General features: G+C 45.5%; 16 protein-coding genes. 10 read left to right on the top strand and 6 right to left on the bottom strand.

Annotated elements, in window-relative coordinates; all coding sequences use genetic code 11:
* Position 1: 1 nt before the first annotated feature.
* Positions 2-556: an O-acetyl-ADP-ribose deacetylase gene (locus tag K2Y22_05430; protein MBX9877881.1), complete on the top strand. Its 555-nt coding sequence runs from the start codon at positions 2-4 to the stop codon at positions 554-556.
* A gap of 213 nt (positions 557-769) precedes the next feature.
* On the top strand, positions 770-1,015 hold the full coding sequence (locus tag K2Y22_05435; protein MBX9877882.1) for a hypothetical protein: 246 nt from the start codon (positions 770-772) through the stop codon (positions 1,013-1,015).
* On the opposite strand, the gene K2Y22_05440 is transcribed toward K2Y22_05435, so the two are convergent.
* The gene (locus K2Y22_05440; GenBank protein MBX9877883.1) at positions 1,016-1,414 is read right to left on the bottom strand and encodes an EVE domain-containing protein; all 399 of its coding nucleotides are present in this window, start codon (positions 1,412-1,414) and stop codon (positions 1,016-1,018) included.
* Between the two features lie 427 nt (positions 1,415-1,841).
* Positions 1,842-2,363: a hypothetical protein gene (locus K2Y22_05445; protein ID MBX9877884.1), complete on the bottom strand. Its 522-nt coding sequence runs from the start codon at positions 2,361-2,363 to the stop codon at positions 1,842-1,844.
* Positions 2,364-2,824: 461 nt separating this feature from the next.
* Between K2Y22_05445 and K2Y22_05450 the strand changes: the two genes are divergently transcribed.
* Both K2Y22_05450 and K2Y22_05455 read left to right on the top strand, forming a co-directional pair.
* Positions 2,825-3,907: a hypothetical protein gene (locus tag K2Y22_05450; protein MBX9877885.1), complete on the top strand. Its 1,083-nt coding sequence runs from the start codon at positions 2,825-2,827 to the stop codon at positions 3,905-3,907.
* A complete protein-coding gene (locus tag K2Y22_05455) occupies positions 3,901-4,761 on the top strand; it encodes a hypothetical protein (protein MBX9877886.1) in 861 nt (286 codons plus the stop codon). The genes K2Y22_05450 and K2Y22_05455 overlap by 7 nt, the downstream gene beginning before the upstream one ends.
* Positions 4,762-4,875: 114 nt before the next feature.
* Here K2Y22_05455 and K2Y22_05460 read toward each other — a convergent pair whose 3' ends face one another.
* The 3 genes from K2Y22_05460 to K2Y22_05470 all read right to left on the bottom strand — a co-directional run bounded on the left by K2Y22_05460 (position 4,876) and on the right by K2Y22_05470 (position 9,439).
* Entirely contained in the window at positions 4,876-5,712 is an 837-nt protein-coding gene (locus K2Y22_05460) for a DUF547 domain-containing protein (GenBank protein ID MBX9877887.1), read from the bottom strand.
* A 9-nt stretch (positions 5,713-5,721) separates the two neighbouring features.
* Positions 5,722-7,521 (bottom strand): DUF255 domain-containing protein, encoded by a 1,800-nt coding sequence (locus K2Y22_05465; protein ID MBX9877888.1) that lies wholly within the window; start codon positions 7,519-7,521, stop codon positions 5,722-5,724.
* A 67-nt stretch (positions 7,522-7,588) separates the two neighbouring features.
* Complete coding sequence (locus K2Y22_05470) at positions 7,589-9,439, bottom strand: transketolase (protein ID MBX9877889.1); 1,851 nt, start codon at positions 9,437-9,439, stop codon at positions 7,589-7,591.
* Between the two features lie 587 nt (positions 9,440-10,026).
* On the opposite strand from K2Y22_05470, the gene K2Y22_05475 reads away from it, so the two are divergent.
* Positions 10,027-10,626: a HEAT repeat domain-containing protein gene (locus tag K2Y22_05475; GenBank protein MBX9877890.1), complete on the top strand. Its 600-nt coding sequence runs from the start codon at positions 10,027-10,029 to the stop codon at positions 10,624-10,626.
* A 145-nt stretch (positions 10,627-10,771) separates the two neighbouring features.
* Positions 10,772-11,236, top strand: a complete 465-nt coding sequence (locus K2Y22_05480) for a hypothetical protein (protein MBX9877891.1) — start codon at positions 10,772-10,774, stop codon at positions 11,234-11,236.
* A gap of 101 nt (positions 11,237-11,337) precedes the next feature.
* Here the strand turns inward: K2Y22_05480 and K2Y22_05485 are convergent, their stop codons facing one another.
* Positions 11,338-11,625 carry an RNA-binding protein gene (locus tag K2Y22_05485; protein ID MBX9877892.1) on the bottom strand — a complete coding sequence of 96 codons (288 nt, stop codon included), beginning with the start codon at positions 11,623-11,625 and terminating at the stop codon, positions 11,338-11,340.
* Between the two features lie 453 nt (positions 11,626-12,078).
* On the opposite strand from K2Y22_05485, the gene K2Y22_05490 reads away from it, so the two are divergent.
* The 4 genes from K2Y22_05490 to K2Y22_05505 all read left to right on the top strand — a co-directional run bounded on the left by K2Y22_05490 (position 12,079) and on the right by K2Y22_05505 (position 19,056).
* Positions 12,079-14,673 carry a M1 family metallopeptidase gene (locus K2Y22_05490; GenBank protein ID MBX9877893.1) on the top strand — a complete coding sequence of 865 codons (2,595 nt, stop codon included), beginning with the start codon at positions 12,079-12,081 and terminating at the stop codon, positions 14,671-14,673.
* A 113-nt stretch (positions 14,674-14,786) separates the two neighbouring features.
* Positions 14,787-16,469: a hypothetical protein gene (locus K2Y22_05495; GenBank protein MBX9877894.1), complete on the top strand. Its 1,683-nt coding sequence runs from the start codon at positions 14,787-14,789 to the stop codon at positions 16,467-16,469.
* 110 nt (positions 16,470-16,579) lie between these two features.
* Positions 16,580-17,686, top strand: coding sequence for a redox-regulated ATPase YchF (ychF, locus tag K2Y22_05500; protein MBX9877895.1), 1,107 nt, complete (start codon positions 16,580-16,582; stop codon positions 17,684-17,686).
* Positions 17,687-17,916: 230 nt separating this feature from the next.
* Complete coding sequence (locus K2Y22_05505; protein ID MBX9877896.1) at positions 17,917-19,056, top strand: Fic family protein; 1,140 nt, start codon at positions 17,917-17,919, stop codon at positions 19,054-19,056.

The following is a 19,056-nucleotide window of genomic DNA, read 5'->3' on the forward strand; positions in this document are numbered from 1 at the left end:
AATGCCTGATAATCAATTACAGATAGGCAAGGCCACTCTAAGCCTTGCAATAGGAGACATCACGCGGCAAGAGGTCGATGCCATAGTGAATGCCGCCAACACAACGCTCATGGGAGGCGGTGGCGTAGACGGCGCCATTCACCGGGCAGGCGGTCCAGCAATTTTGCAAGAATGCAAACAGATAAGAGAAACAAGCGGACGCTGCCAGATAGGATGTGCTGTCATCACCGGTGGTGGCAACCTAAAAGCTCGCTATGTCATTCACGCAGTTGGCCCTATTTGGCACGGGGGTAACGCTAATGAAGCGACACTTTTAGCCGGCGCTTACTCACATAGCCTGAAACTTGCCGCCGAGGCCAAGGTTAGTTCTGTTGCCTTCCCATCTATCTCAACAGGAGCTTACGGATTTCCTGTCGTTCTTGCCTCAGCAGTTGCACTTACTACCGTCAAAGAATTTTTGCGCACGGAAAGTACAGTAAATGATGTGCGTTTTCTGCTTTTCGATAGTCAGACCTATGATGCGTACGTAAGTGCGCTCAAGAAAGTAGGCACATAGTTCCAACCCTAATTATCAGCCGGTTCCAAGCTGTCAAAAGAAAATATTTAGAACTTATTAAGAGTACATCGAGACCGTATCGATTTAGACCAGTAACATATATCAATTGCATATCCAAATCATCCATTAATACCCCATTCTATATATTTTTGACAACTTGACAGCAAATGCAATCAACAACATCCTATACACAAACTGGGTGTGTGTGGGGTTATGACTGAGCAATTCGACTTAATCGAATATCAACAGAAGGCAAGGGAGATGACTTGCCCCAAAAAGCTTTTCGCGCTTTGGGAAGATGTTTGTCTCCGCTATGATCGCCGAGAAATTGGTCGCTATGAAGTGGAAGAGATGAAGGTGGTAATCTGGCCCAATTTGAAAGCGTTGTCCGCGCTGAGAAACATCGTCAACGGCACTGCTACAGGAAGCAGAGTCGCACGAAAGCAAAGCGCCGGTTAATTACTTGCCGACTATCATTTTCCATTGCTTGTCCGTCACAGGCATCACGGACAAACGCGACATTTTCACCAAGAGAAAATCAGCGAAAGCCGGATTTGCTTTTATCTCAGCAAGACTGACAGCTTTTGCCAGGCGTTTTTTCGGTTTTACATCAACGACAGCCAGTTTGGCGTCGCTTTCTTTAGGATCAACATAAGGCTCTGATGTTACTTCAGCAATACCAATTGCCGATCTCTCGTCGCCTGTGTGATAGATAATGGCGAGATCGCCTTTTTTCACTTGCCGCAGATATTTCAAAGCTAAGTTATTGGCGACACCATCCCAACAAGTCTTTTTGTCTTTTTCCAATTCATCATAGCTATAACAGCTTGGTTCTGTTTTGAACAACCAATAAGACATTTGTCTACTCCTTATTTTGTTCAAAAAAGTTTTTTTCGTAGGTGGTTGGTTTTACTGTGGTCATATAGTTTCATTCAATTTAGCTCTTAGCTTTCTAGCAAGTTTAGTTGCTCTTATTACACGAGGAAGGACTCATCTCCATTTAGACCAGCCAACTTTGTCGCTTCGCGTAAGCTCTATCTTACGTTACTCCTTAATGCTATGGTTATATCCTGAGATTGATCTAGGATTAGCCTCGGATTACTTTAGATTTGCTATTGGTTTTAAAAAGGAATTCCTGGTTCGTTCTCAATCAAATGTCTCTGCGTCCCAGCTTGTGTATAAATTGTCTAAGCATTTGGGCTGCCGGATTTAAGTCACGCTGATCGAACAAAACCGCATTTTTGCCGCCAGTTTTGTCTTGTACCTTAATGCCAAAACCGCCCATCTAATTATTGTAAAACTCCAAGTCATATTTTTTATCCAATCCCAGTCGTTGCATTTCAAGATGAATAGGCTCATTTATCATGTGCTGAAATCTTCCAGGGTGTTCCGTATACCGTTGCACAACTTTCTCAGCCTGGTCAAAGTTTCCACTTTCTAGGGCCTTAGTGAAGTCACCGATATCCTTCAACTCGTTGGGCTGTAGACTCTTTAAATAGTCTCGCTCCCTCTGGTTGTGACTGTCTAGAGCAGGCTGTCCAACCTTGAACATCTCTGCCATTTGTTTATCGTCTTTTGCTAATTCCTGTTGTTCCTGTTTTTCTTGTTGCACATTCCTATCGAACTGTTGCAATAATCGATCGACAGAGGGAAAACTGCTCATATCGGCATTGCTTCCGGTCGCCTGCAACACATTTTGAGCTTCCTTTGTTTTCATAGCATCAAGCGACTGACGGCTTGCGTTAGTGCTGTCCTTTTCTATGTTTTTCGTGACAGGGTGATCTCCCTTTTCTGATGAATTGCCCATTGTGACTTCTCCAATCGAGCCAGTAAAAACTAAACTGCGGTGTTGACACCCAACTCGTATATACCCAGCAGGATAAATTCGTGGAAAAACGAAAATGGATCCAGCCCAAAAACGCCAGTCTTGACAATCTGATTGCTCCCAAACCTGAAACCTTCTCAGGGTTTGCGTTTTCGGCTTGCTTAAGCCCCTAGCAATTTGGAGCAATTACTGCATTGAGCGTAGTAATTGCTCCACCCCTACCACCGATCCCAGCCAGGGACTCTTTAACAAATCGCAATTATTTACCACGCAGTAAATGATTGCATTTTATTAAATTCGGAAATCGAGGAATTCTATTAGTTTTTTCGTTTATATAGGAGTATGCCATACAGGGTTAAATTAGTTATGAATAGCATGTTTACTCTTTTGAATCATTTTACTGTGTGGTAAAATAAAAGGAATGAGTAAAATAGGTCGTATAAATGGAAAAGTCACGCCAGGGACTCGAAATAGAAAAAGAAGCTGCTCAGCGACTATACGACTTGCTGAAGGAAATACCGTTTTTGGACGTTGAAATACCTGTTTTGGAGCGGTGGCAAGGCGACACCGGGAGCGAAGTCGACGGCAAGATTGACATTTGGCATGGAAAAACGAAGCGGACTATTGTCATAGAAATAAAGCAAAACGCACAAATGCGTGATGCTAGAGCGGCAGTTGAGCAGCTAAAAAACTTTCAGCGCCAATCTATTTCTAATATCCATCCTGTACTTGTAGCACCGTATTTAAACAATTCAATCAGGCAATATTGCCGAGACCAGGGCGTTGGTTACTTTGATTTTTCTGGCAGTTGCCGCTTGGTCTTCGACGATGTTTTTATTGAAAAGGAAATGCCTGGCACAGAGTTTCGCGAGAAGAAAAGACTTCGGTCGCTATTTTCGCAGAAAGCAAGTCATGTAATTAGGCGGTTGATTGAGGAGCCTATACGTCGGTGGCGAGTAGAACAACTGGCAGAATTTGCCGTGGTCAGTGCTGCAACGGTTTCACTCTTAAAGAAGAAACTCATTGGAGAAGAGTACGCGGCCCAGGATGGTGAGTTTTTCTACGTAACAAAGCCGGAAAAACTTTTGCGCGAGTGGTCCAAGTATTATCATTCAAGAGAGCATGTGCAGATTGATTGTTTCAGTCATTTAGATTTGGATGAACTAGAAGAGCATTTTGCTGTGACTTGCGCAAACAATCAAATTGAGTATGCTTTCACGATGTTTTCCGGGGCCCGTCGAATTTCGCCATATACTCGGGGAGTAAATAGGGCCTACGCATACATTTCGACAGACAAGGAGTTATCTAAGCTTCCTGAAATCTTTGGCATGGCGCCAGTGGATAGCGGCGGCAACTTTCGTCTAATAAAGCCAAATGATGCTGATGTGTTTTTTGGCAAGCGCCAGATTGGAGACGCGACTGTAGTTAGCGATATTCAATTGTATTTGGATTTAGCTGGGCACCCTGGGCGCGGCGAAGAAAATGCAGAATATCTCTTAGAGCAGGTGATTAGACCGAAATGGTAAAGAAGCGCACGCAAGACGACTATATACACAAAGAGATTGACGCCTGCAAGAGGGTATTGATTGAAATCGTCAGATTACTTTCTGAATTTCAAGATCACATTGCTCTTGTTGGTGGTTGGGTACCTTATTACATAATTCCAGTAGGTCGCGACAAACATATCGGCAGCTTAGATGTGGATGTCTTTTTCGATTCAACAGAGATCACCAATGACACTTACGAAACCATTCTCAATATCCTGAAAGAAAACGGCTACTACCAGAAAGATAACGGTAAGTTATTTCAATGGTGGAAAGATGTCGACATGGGCGATGGTTCAGAGATTTCAGTTGAAGTAGATCTTCTAGCACCGGAATATGGTGGTCGGAGCAAAAAGCATGAACACCAACGTATACAAGATACAAAAGCACGTAAAGCTCGTGGCGGTGATCTGATATTTGGCAAGTTCAATCACTACGAAGAAATTATTATCGAAGGACAACTACCGGGCGGCGCTAAAGCCAGTACCAAATGTAAAATTGCTGGTGTCGTTCCATTTCTAGTCATGAAAGGGATGGCCCTTGGTAGAGGCAAGGAAAAGGACAGTTACGACATCGAATATGTTATTAGAAACTATCCAGGTGGACTAAAAGCACTTAGCGAAGCATTTGGGTCAGACAAAAACAACGAGCTTGTCAAAGAAGGGCTCGGGAAAATGAGGGCAGCATTTGAAACAGTGGACCATGTAGGACCTGCTGATATTGTGACATTTGAAAATGAAAACCTGGACGAAGACGACAGAGCAATTCGCAGACAAAAAGCATTCCAAACGGTCAAGACATTTCTCGATGCTCTGGATATTGAAAAAGTTGTTTAGCAATAAACCCAACGACAAATAATAAGTTGAACAAAGGCGGAGGCTGTGCCGCACTTGTTTGGTGGCAACCAATGAGCGGCCCTTTCAGCATGCAAAAAAGTTTCAGATCTGCCTTCATTTTCTTCGGCTGTCGGCTTTTTTAGCGTCAGCATCGTTGAGAGCCCAATCATATGGCTTGTAAATCACCTGAATATCCGGCTTTGTTTCGTGCGGCTTTTTCTGTGCATCGAGCAATTGCAAGACATAATGCAAGACAACGGCGTTGTCGTTAGGCGGCAATTGGCGTTTTTTGCCAAAACCTACAGGCGCCATAAAATCCAGAGGGAACCAGGCAAAGATTTTGCTCAGGCGAACTTCATTTTTCTCTTCGTCAAACTGGACAAACTGGGGGTCAGTTACAACTTTGTTTGCCAGCGCATTCAGATCATCGTCAATTGTTTCTCCCACGTAGGCAGCATAACGCAAGGGCAAGGCTCCGCGCGAAGCCGGCACAATGGCAAAGTGCATGCGTGGATCATGAAAGTCTTTGCGAATACGCCCATGCACAATTGTGTACAGTGTGTAGTCTTGTCCGGCAACACGAAAGTGATCCTCATCCCAGAAGCCGACCACTTGCCTGATGCTATTGGGAGGGAACCATGTCAGCGTGCCTTTTATAGGGTAATGGTTCAAGACATTTTTTATAGTGAGAGCATTGTAGGCATTTATCCAAAAAGCTTTCTGTTGGTTTTCGGAGAAGCCTTTGTATTCGTCTTCAGTCAGATTGGCCAGTGACGCCAAGTATTGATCAAGCCCTTCCGGGTGTTCTTTCAATTTCTTGTAGTGTATGAGCCCACGGCTCAGGTACTTACTTAGTTGATCTGTAAACAACTGATGCGACTGATCAAATGCTCTAACTTGCTGAATCTGCATCAGCATCAAAAAGCAAATAACTTTGGCTATTAGTCGCACCGCATCCACCTAGTTGCTGAGCTGGTCGATGATGGCGGCCAGCGCCTCGGGGTCATAGGCCGGCGCCGAGCAACGGTTATTGGCGCAGCCGAAGGCAGCCGCTTTCTTTAGTTGCGGATATTCCACATCCGTATTTGGCAGTTTACCTTCAGTGGCATCAGCCCATTCGGTGCGCTTATAGTTGCTTGGATAGCGCAGCGCTGCTGCAAATAATTCTCTTGCTTTTGGATCTTGCTTCGCACCGACAACAGTTATGTGAGTCGGTATAGTTGTAATTTCTCTATCGGCAAGAAGTATTCCAGCTACTAACACGCGCCTTTTGCGGGCGATTTCAGGCATGGACAAATAGCGCATGGATGAATCGGCCATTTGTTTGAACTCGTTGTTGCCTGTGTAATGGAAAAGCAGGTTGGCAAAGCGGACAACCGAAATATTTTCATCGAGATTGGCTTGTGGCACAAGTTTTGCCTGCGGGTCTTTGTTGACATTGCTGACAAAGCCATTTTTTCCGGCAAAGGTTTTGGCAATAAATTTTGCCGCGTCTTCTGAGTACTTAAGCCAGCTTCTATCGGCAGTCACTGCATATAGATTGAGAAAAGCGCGCCCCATTGATAGCGTATCGCCAAGATACGGGCCACTTGGATCAGTTTTATCGTGGCTGAAGCCGCCATTAGGAATTGATCTATTGGCAATAATCCACTTAGCGGCTTTCTCTGCTTCACCTAAATAAGTTTGATCGGCAGTGGCAGCATAGAGTTGCGTAAGAGCACTTATGACCCAGCCATTTTCGCGCGAGTAAATATGCTTATCGATGTGCGGTATGCCCATCTCGCGGCGGCGCTCATCGGACAATTGGAAAAATCCTTGTCCTGACTCACCAGGTACTAAGTCCGCATCCTGGCTTACGTAAAAGGCGCCTTCCGGGCTCATCAAAAACTCTTTCATGTACCGATGAATATCTTGAGCTGCTTTTAAATGCTCCGGATCTTGCCAGTACTCATAAGCAAGAGCATAAATGCGCATGTTTTCAGCTTGAAATTGCACAAGCTTTTCAAAGTGCGGGTGATTCCAATCTCCTTGAGTGGAGTATTGATAAACTCCTCCCCAAACAGGGTCCATCAGTTGCAATTCATTAGCTAGAGTTGCTCTTGCCCGTTCTTCCGGGTGATAGTCACGCTCTTTTGACTGAGCGAGGCTATATTCAACGCTGTCCCAATCGAGAAACTTTTGCTCGGTTTTCCAGCCGCCGGCCTTTGTGTCGTAACCGGCAACATGCTTGTCGTTCAATTCCTTTCTCAAGTCGGCTGGCAAGCCGGAATCTGTTGTTGATGTGGCAGCTGCGTCCGACTTCTTTTCTTCTATGGGTTTGGGATTGCTTACGACTTCATTGAGCAAAGCAAGCATCTCTTCAGGATTTATGTAGCCTGATTTCTTAACAAGTTCTCTACCTTGGGCATCGAAAATAATTGTTGCGGGCCAACCATAGTCTTCATAGCGAGTGGATAAGTCCGGTCTTGCGTCTTGATCGACACGCACGGTGATAAAACGATTTTTCAAAACCTTGAGGACTTCAGGGTTTTTGTAAGTTTTGTCGTCCATTACATGACACCAGTGACACCAGCCTGCTTCCAAATCCAATATGACTAGACGGTTTTCCTTTTTTGCTCTATCGAAAACGGAATCCGACCAGGTCTCCCAATTACTTCCAGAGACAAGTAGAGTCTGTTTAGCTTGTCCATGCGTAATAAGTCCGGCAAACAAAACCACCATTTGCAACGCCAGGGCAACCAACCAGAATCTACGAATCATCTCCAAATATCCTTTGCACAGAAAAACGGCCCGCTCTCGAGCCGTTTTTCACAGTATCCCAATTTTCTTAGCCGATGGACTTTTTCACAGTCGCGACGATTTGCTTAGCGCTAATTCCAGCAGCATCAAGCAATTCCATTGGCTTGCCGGAACCCGGCATGGAGCCAACTGCCAACTTAATTACCTTCGGCAGGTTATTGCCGCCGGCAAAAGCTTCCAATACTGCATCGCCAAGTCCACCTTCCGGCCAGTGGTCTTCAACAACTATCAAGAGTCCAGTTTCTTTAGCTGCAGTTGAAAGTGTTGCTTTATCGATAGGCTTAACAGAGTAAGCATCGATTACGCGGACATTAATGCCGGCTTTCTTCAACTCTTCGTATGCCTTCAACGCTTCGTGCAAGGTAATACCAGCGGCAACGATAGTTGCTTTGTCTTCCTTGGATTGCTTGAGTACTTTGCTGCCGCCGATTGGGAACTTCTCGTTGGCATCGTAAAGCAAAGGTGTCTTCTCACGTGTCGAACGCATGTAAGAAATACCTGGCTGCTTGGACATGGACTCAACTAATTGAAACGCTGAAATAGCGTCCGACGGATAAAGAACTGTCGAGCCATAGACAGCGCGCATCATAGCTAAGTCTTCCAAAGCCATTTGTGAAGGACCATCTTCACCAATGGAAACACCGGCGTGTGATCCGCACAAGCGCAAGTTAGATCGCGAAATTGCCGCCATACGAATTTGGTCGTAAGCACGACTCAAGAAGGCAGCAAACGTAGAGGCAAAAGCAATCTTGCCACGACTTGCCAGACCAACAGCGGCACCTAACATTTGCTGTTCGGCAATGTAGATTTCAAAGAAACGATCTGAGTGAGCCTTACCGAAACGTTCAGAGAATGTGGAATTGCCAACTTCAGCATCCAGTGCCACTACATCAGCATTCACATCACCAAGAACTTTCAGTGCATCACCATAAGCTTCACGAGTTGCAACTAGACCCTCATATTTCGGCAAAGCGAATTTGCCGGCAACTGCATCAACATGCGGCTTAATATCTTCAGGCTTAGCCACCCTAATGGTGATATTTACTTCGCCGCCCAGTTCAGCAATGGCTTCTTTTGCTTCTTCCGGCTTAAGAGCTTTACCGTGCCAACCGTCTTTGTTGGCTGTCAGTTTAATGCCATGACCTTTTTCAGTCTTAGCAATGATAAGTGTCGGCTGACCTTTTACTTTCAATGCTTTGTCGTAAGCAGCATCAATTTGATCGAGGTTATGTCCATCGATTTCAATTGTTTGCCAACCGAAAGCACGAGCACGCTCGGCATAGACATTACCCTGCCAGGCAAGCATTGTTTCGCCGCGCTGACCAAGTCTATTCATATCGAGAATAGCAATCAGGTTATCGAGCTTGTAATGGCTGGCTAATTCCATTGCTTCCCAGCATGAGCCTTCAGCCATTTCACTATCGCCACAAAGGACGTAGACTTTGTAAGGAAGCTTATCCAAATACTTACCATTGAGTGCCATACCGACACCAATCGGCAGACCTTGACCAAGTGAACCTGTAGCAACATCTACCCAAGGAAGAATTACAGGAACCGGATGACCTTCCAAACGGCTGCCCATTTTACGCAAGCTCATCAACTCTTTATCATCGATAGCGCCTGCTGCTTTGTACAAGGAGTAGAGCAACGGTGCAGCGTGTCCCTTGGAAAAAATTAGACGATCGTTATTCGGCATTTGCGGCTTAGCAAAGTCATAGTGCAAGTACTTACTCCAGAGCACAGCCATCAAGTCGGCTGCCGACATAGAAGATGTCGGGTGTCCGGAACCAGCTTCTGTTGTGCAACGAATACTATCGATACGTAATTGGCGAGCCAACTCCGTCCAGGTTTTTACTTGTTCCGCTTGCATCTGAATCATTGCTACTATCCTTTGTGAGTACGCTAATTACCCTTTAGATCAAAACGTGATTGACCGGCAAACTTGCCACGGTCACGAACGGGTCCGAATAAGGTACATATTGTACTAATTCAGTCTAGTTTTGCCATGATCGAATCGGCATTTCTTGATAAGCGGAAACTGTCGGTTTCCGCCGAGAAGTTCAGATGACAACTTGATATTGAGGAGGCATTGGCGAGCTCGCCGACGCCGCAGAGCTTATTCAACCCGAAAACCGGGGTGGGGGCTCCTTTTGCGTGTTCCATAGACGTATATTACCGGGTAAACAGAGGCAGACAGTGCTATGATGTCATTAGAGAGATTGTAAAAGCGCGCCCTTTTGTTGGGCTTGAGAACCTAGAGAAATGCCGCTATTTGCACTCGGTCTTGTAATTGCCACGACTTGAGGTGATTGATATGGCGGTTCAGTTTGACACACGCCCATGTTGCAAGGATGGCGACAACACATTGTGGTCGAGAGACATAAGCCGAAATGTTTGTAGGATGGCTGCATGAATAACCTATCGAGTCAAAAAACATGCAGATCCCGGCAAACATAAGGTGAGAAGATGAATAATCCACAAGAACAGCCAGATAAAGGAGCAGCAAATGATCTATCTTATTTGTACAACTTCATTTGCGAGTGTCCGAACCCGCGAATTACGCAAGCAATCAAAAAGCTGGTAGATCACTGGCTAAAAAAAACGACTATAGTTCCAGAACTCGCATCAGCAATACGAGACCAACTTCAAGCAACGAACGAAGAAGTAGTTGAGATCTGTTGGTTATTGGCAATAAATCCGAACACACCGCCTTCAGTGCTCAATGACCTGTCGATAGACGCGGACAGTAGCATGCTTGAACGGATAGCCGAAAACAGTAACACAGGTGCCGAAACTTTAGCTCAGCTATCCTATCAGGCAGTTGCCGAAATTCGAATTGCTACTGCTAGCAATCCAACAACACCACTTGCCTCGATAATGATGTTGGTCACAGACGAAAACCCGGACGTCAGATTCAGCATTGCTGAAAATCCAAAAGTTCCACAAGAAGCGCTACAGGCGTTGGCAAACGACGACAATCCCTACGTGAAAATGCGTGCAACAACTACTCTAAGTCGATTGGAAGTAGAGCGTAATGTTTTTCGGCAACCATCCGTACTACAATAGCGCTAGGCTTTTGCGTTTGCCAGAGGTCACAATAGCTTCTGCCGGTGCAGACATCGAACGAAGTTAGCGGGCATGATACAAGGAACCTTGTATTGCAACCGAATAGGTCCAGTTAGATCCTAATAAGTAAGAGTACATACAAATAATGAAATCAAAACCAGGTAGACCAGCTCAATTGCCGCCGGACACGCCAACCAGATATGGTCCACTGAGCATCCACCAAAACGGCATTGCTGTTAAACACCTCACGGCGACGCCAACACCGTTGATTGGAAGAGAAAGTCATCTTGCGCATGCGCTCGAGAATGTACGCTTATCGCTACACGTTGAGCGTTTCGATGCCACCGATCGACTGTCTTCGGACATAGTTTGCATTACCCGTTTCCCTGAATACGGCTACGAAAGCAAGCACCTAACCCCATGCGAAATGCGCGTCGGGCAAACTCATGGAACCGCCGTAGTTCAAACAACTTGCATGTGCATGGACTTTGAAAACGCGCACGACACTGTTTTGGAAGTGGAATATTCGCTTGGCGAAGAATCAATCTCGCTGGTATCAATCCCAATAAAGTTCCCCATTGTCTCTACGGACGACGATGGTCGAGAATAAATCACAAAGACGCATCAAACTAGAGTGAAAGAGTAGGTTGCCATTGCATCCCTACTCTTTCACTTTAGTTTTTATAGAACAGCTGAGTCAACAGCTATTTCTTACCAGCTGTTACCGTACGAAGTGCCCGACTTGCGATCGCGGGACTCGGAAATCGCAACGTAGAGCGTACGACCGTTGTGCTGGCTGTTATCCAAAGTGCGAATGGCATTATTTGCCTCTTCTGGTGTGTTCATTTGGACAAAGCCGAAACCGCGCGATCTGCCGGTGTCACGATCTGTAGCTATTCTCGCTGAAACCACCTCGCCGTAGCCGGCGAAAATTCCACTAAGCTCACTATCTGTAGTGCTGTAAGCAAGGTTTCTGACGAATAGTTTATTGTTTTGCATTGAGAGTAGACCTTATAGAAGTAGTGTTTCGACCGCAATGCGGACGAAGAAAAAGTCACAGGGAGATGAATATACAATGCAACAATGCGGTGACATCTCGTAATAAAGAGCGCCAATTTGATGCGGCACTCCAAGTACGGTGGATGAAATCGGTATCCGGAAAGTGGCTTTGCACCTGAACCTTCGGCAATAGAACTCAAAGGTAGAGCAAGACAGCCTGACAATTTCAGTGACACTATAGCACGATTCACCAGCGAATTACTATCTTTGAGCATGCGATTCAACATAAATCATATGCCTTAGCGTGACAATGAATCATTCGAATGCTGGACTCCTCTTTAGATACTCGCCGAATTCCGCTTTGGAAACACAGAGAAATTCTGTCAAGTCACTGTCAACGACAAGTTCAACTTGTGATAATCTTTGCTCCATTGCTTTGGAGAGGATTTGCAGATGTCAAAAGATTCAACAGCACTTGCTGAAAAGGATATTCAAGCCTACCGCTTACCGAGAACAGCTATTCCGTCCAAGTACGAGATAAGCCTGACGCCCGACTTGGCTAAATTCACCTTCGCCGGCGAAGAGACAATTCATCTCGACATCAAGGAGCCGGTCAAAGAAATTACTCTCAACGCAATCGAAATTGATATACAAAAGGCAACAGTAATATCTTCATCCGGCAAAGAATTGACTGGAAAGATATCGCTTGACGAAAAGCTTGAGCGTGCAACTTTCAGTTTCGACGAAGCAATTCCTAAAGGACAAGCCAAGTTGTCTATAGAATTCACCGGGATTTTGAACGACAAGTTACATGGGTTTTATCGCAGCACTTACAAAGATGAAAAGGGCAACGAGAAAGTCTTGGCGACAACACAGTTTGAAGCAGCAGACGCTCGCCGCGCATTTCCTTGTTTTGACGAGCCGGATTTCAAAGCGATCTTTGCCGTCACCCTCATTGTCGATGACAAGCTAACCGCTATTTCCAACGGCGCAGTTAAATCAGAAAACAAGCTAGCCAACGGCAAGAAAGCAGTTGCATTTGCCGACACGGTAATCATGTCTACCTACCTAGTAGCATTTATCGTCGGTGAATTCATCGGCACAAAAGAAGTAATGGCAGGCAATGTGCCAATCCGCGTCTGGGCAGTGCCCGGCAAAGAGCGTTTGTCTATATTCGCTCTGGATATTGCACAATTCTCGGTTAATTACTTTGCCAATTATTACGGCATTCCATATCCGGGCACCAAAATGGATCTAATTGCCATTCCGGACTTTGCTTTCGGCGCTATGGAAAATTTAGGAGCAATTACATTCCGCGAAACAGCGTTGCTCGTCGATGAGAAGACAGCATCTCACGCTGAGATGGAAAGAATTGCCGATGTGGTGGCACATGAAATTGCCCACATGTGGTTTGGTGATTTGGTAACAATGAAATGGTGGAACGGTATATGGCTAAACGAAGCATTCGCTACATTTGCCGAAATGCGCGCAGTAGATGCCTGGAAACCAAACTGGAAACGCTGGGATTCTTTCGGAGTCTCTCGCAGTTCTGCCTTTGGTGTTGACGGACTGAAGAGCACTCGCCCAATTGAATTCCCTGTGCTCAGTCCGCAAGATGCTAACGGCATGTTTGATGTTTTGACCTATGAAAAAGGCGCATCTGTCTTGAGAATGCTTGAGCAGTATTTGGGCGCTGAAGTATTCCAAAAAGGCGTCAGCCTCTATTTGAACAAGCACCAATTCGACAATGCTGAAACAACAGATCTCTGGGACGGCATTGAAGAATCCTGCAAGCAGCCTGTAAGACAAATAATGGATTCCTGGATATTCCAACAGGGATTTCCTGTAATCACTGCTTCAGTTGATGAGTCGGGCACAAAGCTCAAGCTCAGCCAAGAGCGCTTCTTCTACCTGAAAGAAGCCGGCAACAAGCAGTTGTTCCATGTGCCTATTATGTTGAGAGCACAAACAGACAAAGGTGCATTCAACAAGAAATTCATTCTGTCCGAGAAGGAAACAGAAATTGAATTGCCCGGCAAAATTGAATGGGTTGTGATAAATGAAGGCGGTCACGGCTTCTATCGTGTTGCTTATTCGGATCAATTGATGAGCGCGCTGACAAGCAACCTAAAAGCTGATTCGCCAATTCGCCTGGCACCAATTGAACGCTTCAATTTAGTCAATGACACATGGGCTTTGACTGTGGCTGGACATATTTCAGTTAAGCAATACTTGAAGATGGTGAACATGTTCAAGGACGAAAATGATAAGAATGTCTGGGCCGTCATCATTGGCTCGCTTGGATATTTGAACCGAACAATTGCTGATGCCGATAGAGCAAAACTCGAGGCATTCAGTCGTCAATTACTGTCGACCATTGTCGGCAAACTTGGTTTCCAACCGAAATCAGGGGAAGATGAATTGACTAAGCAATTGCGCGGAATGGCCATTGGCGCTGCCGGGACTCTCGGTAACGACAAAGACATTCAAAAGCAAGCGCTTGAATGGTACGGCAAATATCAAAAAGACAAACAAGCCGTTGATCCAAACGTAGTGCCTGCGCTTGTTTCCATTCTTGCTTTTGCCGGTGACGAAAAGCGTTACGAAGAATTCTTCAATGAATTCAAGAACGCAAAAACACCACAAGATGAACAGCGCTACTTGTTTGCTCTTGTTACTTTCCAGAACAAGGACTTGCTTGTTAAGACTCTGCAAAAGACTCTCGGCAATGACATCAAGTCGCAAAACGCACCATACTTGGTGCAGTCAGCACTCGGTAATGTTGTCGGTCGCGGCGCAGCTTGGGATTTCGTCAAGTCCAACTGGAAAGACATCCTCAAGCGCTTCCCGGACAATGCAATTCCACGCATGGTCGAAGGAATAACCAGCCTTGTCTCTCATGAATGGGCCAAGGACACCCGCAAATTCTTCATTGATAATCCGGTGAAGCAGGGCGGCAAATCCATCGACCAGCACCTGGAAAAGCAAGATATTGCTGTTGCATTTAAAGACAGAGCCGACAAGTCCATAGCGGCTGATTTGTCTTAAACCACAGACAAGAAACTTAACTGAGGAAATGAACCAATATACCCAGGCAAAAGCCTGGGTATATTGCTGACGGCTACTCCATTCAATTAATCTCCTGTTCAAGGAAAGTAACAATGAACAAGATCCAGCGCAGATCTGTCACTTGGTTGGTGTTTGTTGCATTGGTCTGCGAGATAGCTGCACCTGCTAATAGCCAATCGTCGGCTAACACCGAAACGAAATTGTTGGGTCTTTGGCACAATGGAGACGGGTTCGAAATGGAATTCCGTCACGCCGGGCCAAATATTGTCGGGGTTCTAGTCAAAATACCCAGCGGCTTTACCGGGCGTCAAACGGTCGGCGCCAACCTCTTTTCCGGAGGAGTCGTTTCAGGACAACAGATTAAGGGACTCTGGCAACATTTCCCTTCACGTGAATACGGAAAATTGGCTACGTTACACGTACCTGCCACTATTTCATTCAAAGACGCAAAGACTCTCAACCTAGCTACATTTCGTGCTTACGTGGGCGCTCAGACACATGCGATAACAGGAGAACATAGAAATGTCCGGTGGCTACCGGATAGGGATCCCGTCACCTACAACTGGTTTCGGCTAGGTCCATCATCTGTTGGAGACGAATCGCTCGTTACCGCTGACGATTTCAAAAATCACGTACTCAGCGAAAAAAACGGCAAGAAGTCAGTCTTTGATCGCATCGACAAGGACGGCAATGGTTGTTTGAGTCAGTCCGAAGTTGCAGCTGCCGTCTCCAATCCGGAATTCAAAGGCAAAGATGCTGAAGCTGTGACGCTCATATACAACCATCCCGATATTTCCACCCTCTCACCAGCAAATGATGGCGTTAGGTGCACAGGAATTTCCAAAGATGACATTTCCTTGATCACAAAAAACGATGCTAACAAGAAAATGGTAATGGACAACCTGGAAACCATTCGGAAGTTTCAAGACAAATCAAAAGGAAATCTCTTTGGTCCGGGTGATTCGGTAAACGCCAATGGCGTCAAACAAGGTGAAGTTGGCGATTGTAATTTTCTCTCTCCTCTTTCTTCATGGGCCGACACTCCGGAGGGCAAGAAATCCATTCGCGAAATGATTAAGCCAGCAGGCAAAGACAAAGACGGCAACGATCAATACACAGTAACATTTCACGATCCTAAAAATCCCAGCAAAACATTTGATGTTACCGTCACCAAGCCATCGGAAAGCGAACTAATCAATTACGCCAAGGGCACGGAAAATGGCACATGGGCAGCAACAATTGAAAAGGCCTACGGTAAATATAGAGCAGATCATGATGAAAACGGCAATGTAATTAGCAGAACCATTGGCAGTGGCGAACCTATACAACTAGGAGCAGGCGGACACACAAGTGCCAAAAATGCCATCACCATACTCACAGGAAAGAAAGCTGAGAACATCGATATCAATTCCTTTGGACAATCACTAAGTGACCTCGATAAGGATCTAACAAAAGCATTTACCGGCAACAAACCAGTGATGACTGCCGCTATAGAAGGGCCCGGCGAAGGAGCGATGAAGAAACCCTGGTATGCAAAATGGCTCATGCAGCCAGCCGGTGGTCTCGATGGCGATAAATCCGCCACATCCGGACTAACAGCCGGTCACGAATACAGTGTGCTTGGTTACGATCCAAAATCACAACAAGTAACCATTCGTAATCCTTACGGCTCCAACGACGCCAAGGATCCGAATATGGTTAGCAAAAACGGCACATTCAAAATGTCTCTAACTGACTTCCAAAAGAACTTTAGCCACTATACCCTGGCTAAATAGTGATCCTAAGTATGAAGCGTCGCTTAGGTATTTCTTACGATTTGCTTGGCATAGCTTCATAGTCAGCCGGTAGCGCTTAGAATTGACTCCTAGGCTCAATAGCTGAGGAGATGAATGTGCTAAAGGCAGGTATTGTTGGACTTCCCAACGTAGGTAAATCAACGCTTTTCAATGCTTTGACGGCGTCGTATCAGGCGGAGAGCGCCAATTACCCATTTTGCACAATTGAACCAAACTCCGGGATAGTAAAGGTTCCAGATAAGCGTCTTTGGGAGCTGGAGAAGCTAGTTAAGCCGCAAAATGTCTTGCCGGCAGCTTTTGAATTTGTCGACATTGCCGGTCTTGTACGTGGCGCCAGCAAGGGCGAAGGTCTAGGCAATCAGTTTTTGGCGCACATTCGCGAAGTAGATGCCATTGTTCACGTAGTACGCTGCTTTGATGACGACAACATTACACACGTTGATGGTCCAGTTGATCCAATTCGTGACGTGGAGACAATTCACATTGAATTGGCCATGGCTGATGCCGGTTCCATTGATAAGCGCGTCGATCGTTTGCAAAAGCAAGTTAAGCAGGGCGATAAACGCGCGCAATTAGAAGTGCAAATGTTCAACAAGATTCGTCCATGTTTGGACAATGTTGAACCAATTGATTTGAAAATGTTCAATGACGAAGAACTCAAAGTTTTGCCGCAATTGCAAATGCTATCAAGCAAGCCAATGCTCTATGCAGCCAACGTCAAAGAAGAAGAGCTAGCAAATCCAGATGGCAACAGACACGTGCAAGCATTACGCGAGTTAGCCAAAAAAGAAAATCGCCCTGTCGTTATTATCTCCGCTCAGATTGAAGCAGAACTTGCCGCACTTACTCCTGAAGAGCGAGAAGGCTATTTGCAAAGTCTTGGTGTAAAAGATTCCGGTGTAAACAACTTGATTCGTGCAGCATTTGATCTTTTGGGACTGAAAACATATTTCACTGCCGGTGAAAAAGAAGTACGCGCCTGGCCTTTTCCTAGTGGCTTCACATCACCGCAGTGCGCAGGGATTATTCATACCGATTTCGAAAAAGGATTCATCCGCGCTGAAGTAATTGGTTATGACGATTACATTACATCCGGCTCTGAAAAGGGCGCCAAGGATAAGGGACTAATGCGCTTAGAAGGTAAGGAATACCTGATGAAAGACGGCGATATAGTCCACTTCCGATTTAACGTCTAAAGCCAAAATACAAGCCACTTGTTTCAGACTAGCTAAACATAAGGGTCTTGTCGTCTCCATATTCCAGAAAGACTGCATATAGACAGCATTTTCTACCTTATTTCAGGGCAGCTAAATATGCTGTCAAAATCTTTCCATATTTCACTTAGGTTAAATATGGGCTGGGTTCTTATTTTAATAATGAGCCGTATGTTAAAATAAGAGTAATTACAATTAAAGGTACAGAGGGAATGAGCGGAGAACGCGCTGGCAGACTGATAAAACAACCTACCGGTTACAGTGCATTCGTCCCTGCACCCTTGCCGCCAACTCCACCCATTGCGCTTACCGGCAGACTGATGCAAATGCTATCGGCAGCCGATATGGCGCTCGGCAGACTTGATGGAGCTGGAGCCATACTTCCCAATCCAGATCTCTTTGTGGCAATGTATGTTCGCCAAGAAGCTGTTTACAGTTCCCAAATCGAGGGAACTCAAAGCAGCTTAGAGGACATTCTCAAATTTGAAAGTGGTACCCAAAAGGAGCAGCCAAAAGACATTGAAGAAGTGGTCAATTATGTTAGGGCTATGAATTATGGATTGCAGAGGCTGCAGGAATTCCCACTTTCGCTCCGTTTAATTCGTGAGATTCACGAACGCCTCATGCAAGGTGTCCGTGGTGGCAATAAACAGCCTGGAGAATTTCGCACAAGTCAAAATTGGATTGGCAGCAGAGGTGCAACTCTAGCAAATGCCAGCTATGTTCCGCCGCCAGCGCATGAAATGAAAGTGGCACTCGCCAATTTAGAGGAGTTCATTCACTCAAATTCAGATCTGCCACCACTTATTCATTGCGGAGTCGTGCATGCACAATTTGAAACAATACATCCATTCCTGGATGGAAATGGAAGGGTCGGAAGACTACTCATAACATTCTTGCTTTGCCAGAAAGAAATTCTGCATCTACCCTTGCTATATCTCAGCCATTTTTTCAAACGCCATCGGGAACTATATTACGAGAAACTGATGAATGTGCGCCTAAATGGTGATTGGGAAGGATGGCTGGAATTCTTTCTGGAAGGAGTAAGTGAAGTTAGCAAAGAAGCCGCAGCAACGGCAAAACAAATCTTAGAGCTGCAGGAAGAACACCGAAGAAAAATTCGTAGTGAAATAAGTGGTGCCACTAATGGGATGGTGCTACTCGATTTCCTTTTCAAAAATCCAATAATTACAGTACGGATGGCCGAACAACATCTAAATTGTGCATACGTCACTGCAGGAAAGATTATCGAAAAATTCGTCGAGTTAGGTTTACTTAGGGAAACCACTGGCACACGGCGCAACCGAATCTTCCGGTACGAACCCTATCTCCAAATATTTGCAGAAGACTAA

It is taken from the genome of Candidatus Obscuribacterales bacterium (assembly GCA_019744775.1).
Lineage (GTDB): Bacteria > Cyanobacteriota > Vampirovibrionia > Obscuribacterales > Obscuribacteraceae > SBAT01.

What these genes read in the sequence shown, in the direction of transcription:
- K2Y22_05430 (MBX9877881.1), top strand. Translation starts at nt 2, where the DNA reads ATGCCTGATAATCAATTACAGATAGGCAAGGCCACTCTAAGCCTTGCA.
- K2Y22_05435 (MBX9877882.1), top strand. Translation starts at nt 770, where the DNA reads ATGACTGAGCAATTCGACTTAATCGAATATCAACAGAAGGCAAGGGAG.
- K2Y22_05440 (MBX9877883.1), bottom strand. Translation starts at nt 1,414, where the DNA reads ATGTCTTATTGGTTGTTCAAAACAGAACCAAGCTGTTATAGCTATGAT.
- K2Y22_05445 (MBX9877884.1), bottom strand. Translation starts at nt 2,363, where the DNA reads ATGGGCAATTCATCAGAAAAGGGAGATCACCCTGTCACGAAAAACATA.
- K2Y22_05450 (MBX9877885.1), top strand. Translation starts at nt 2,825, where the DNA reads ATGGAAAAGTCACGCCAGGGACTCGAAATAGAAAAAGAAGCTGCTCAG.
- K2Y22_05455 (MBX9877886.1), top strand. Translation starts at nt 3,901, where the DNA reads ATGGTAAAGAAGCGCACGCAAGACGACTATATACACAAAGAGATTGAC.
- K2Y22_05465 (MBX9877888.1), bottom strand. Translation starts at nt 7,521, where the DNA reads ATGATTCGTAGATTCTGGTTGGTTGCCCTGGCGTTGCAAATGGTGGTT.
- K2Y22_05470 (MBX9877889.1), bottom strand. Translation starts at nt 9,439, where the DNA reads ATGATTCAGATGCAAGCGGAACAAGTAAAAACCTGGACGGAGTTGGCT.
- K2Y22_05475 (MBX9877890.1), top strand. Translation starts at nt 10,027, where the DNA reads ATGAATAATCCACAAGAACAGCCAGATAAAGGAGCAGCAAATGATCTA.
- K2Y22_05480 (MBX9877891.1), top strand. Translation starts at nt 10,772, where the DNA reads ATGAAATCAAAACCAGGTAGACCAGCTCAATTGCCGCCGGACACGCCA.
- K2Y22_05485 (MBX9877892.1), bottom strand. Translation starts at nt 11,625, where the DNA reads ATGCAAAACAATAAACTATTCGTCAGAAACCTTGCTTACAGCACTACA.
- K2Y22_05490 (MBX9877893.1), top strand. Translation starts at nt 12,079, where the DNA reads ATGTCAAAAGATTCAACAGCACTTGCTGAAAAGGATATTCAAGCCTAC.
- K2Y22_05495 (MBX9877894.1), top strand. Translation starts at nt 14,787, where the DNA reads ATGAACAAGATCCAGCGCAGATCTGTCACTTGGTTGGTGTTTGTTGCA.
- ychF (MBX9877895.1), top strand. Translation starts at nt 16,580, where the DNA reads ATGAATGTGCTAAAGGCAGGTATTGTTGGACTTCCCAACGTAGGTAAA.
- K2Y22_05505 (MBX9877896.1), top strand. Translation starts at nt 17,917, where the DNA reads ATGAGCGGAGAACGCGCTGGCAGACTGATAAAACAACCTACCGGTTAC.